The sequence below is a fragment of the Variovorax glucosi genome (assembly GCF_051216695.1).
Lineage (GTDB): Bacteria > Pseudomonadota > Gammaproteobacteria > Burkholderiales > Burkholderiaceae_C > Variovorax.
The window spans coordinates 1-1,241 of the sequence record NZ_JBPJZE010000196.1; the positions used below are offsets into that span (position 1 = coordinate 1).

Sequence of the window (1,241 nt, forward strand, 5' to 3'; positions counted from 1 at the left end):
GAAATTCCTCGCCAGCCAGCCGTTGAGCGCGGCGTTGACGAGCTCGGGCTTTTCCATCGTCAGCATGTGGCCGCAATCGGGCACCCACACGACTTGCGCCTGCGGCAGCAGCGCCGCCATCTCGCTCGTGCACTCGGGCGGCGCGAGCCGGTCTTCGTCGCCGCACACCAGCAGCACCGGTGCGCGCAGCGACGCCAGGTGCAGGCGCGCATCGGGCCGCCGCATCACCGCGCGGTTCTGGCGGACGAGCTGCTCGGCGCCTGCGCCCAGCACGATGTCGAGGTAGCGCTGCACCATCACAGGGTTGGCGGCCTGCGTGGGATGGAAGGCGAAGTAGACGTTCGGCTCGATCACGTCGCGCACTTCGCCGCGCTCGAAGTATTCGATGGCGCCTTCGCGCAGCGTGAACATGTCGGGCGTCTCGGGTCGTGCGCTGGTGCCGAGCAGCGCGAGCCCGGCAATGCGCCCGGGCGCCTGGCGGGCCGCCTCCATGGCAACCATGCCGCCCATCGAGGCGCCGCACAGCACCAGCGGGCCGTCGTTGTCGCGCAGCACGGCTGCGGCCATGCCCTCGATGGAGTCGTTGTGCCGCTGGACGTCGCTCACGCGGGCGCCGAAGGCGGGGGGAAGGGCGGGCAATTGGGCTTCCCAGATGCGCTCGTCGCAAGCGAGGCCGGGCAGCAGGATGAGATTAGGCATGGAGACGGATTTTGCGCGAATGCGGCAACCAGCGTCGCGGCATAGCGCATGGCATAGGCTTCCTGGCCAGCAGTCATCCGCAAGCGGCCTCGGCATACTTTTGAGACCCATGCCGAGGACTCTCAATGAACCTGGTTGAACGCGCGCAATCCATCCTGCTCAAGCCCAAGGCCACCTGGCCCGAGATCGACGCGGAGCCGGCCGACGCCGCCTCGCTGTACAAGAACTACGTGATGATCCTCGCGCTGATCCCGGCGGTGGCGAGCTTCATCGGCCTGTCGCTGATCGGCATCGGCGCCTTCGGCGTGAGCTTTCGCGTGCCTATCGTCTCGGGGCTCGCGAACATGATCGTGGGCTACGTGCTGTCGCTGGTGATGGTGTTCGTGCTCGCACTCATCATCGACGCGATGGCGCCGACCTTCGAGGGCACCAGGAGCCAGATCGGCGCACTCAAGCTGTCGGCCTATGCCAGCACCGCGGCCTTTGTCGGCGGCATCTTCAGCCTGCTGCCCGATGCGCTGCAGGGCTGGCTGTCGGTGCAC

2 protein-coding genes are annotated in these 1,241 nt (G+C 67.6%); one reads left to right on the forward strand and one right to left on the reverse strand.

The genetic code is table 11. The features are described 5' to 3' along the window. Nucleotides 1–699, reverse strand: a 699-nt coding sequence (locus ACSFA3_RS24210) for an alpha/beta fold hydrolase (RefSeq protein WP_435507929.1), incomplete at its 3' end; no start/stop codon positions are given. A gap of 125 nt (nt 700–824) precedes the next feature. Here ACSFA3_RS24210 and ACSFA3_RS24215 point away from each other — a divergent pair. Beyond that, the coding region (locus tag ACSFA3_RS24215; protein ID WP_435507930.1) for a Yip1 family protein at nt 825–1,241 on the forward strand (417 nt) is incomplete at its 3' end.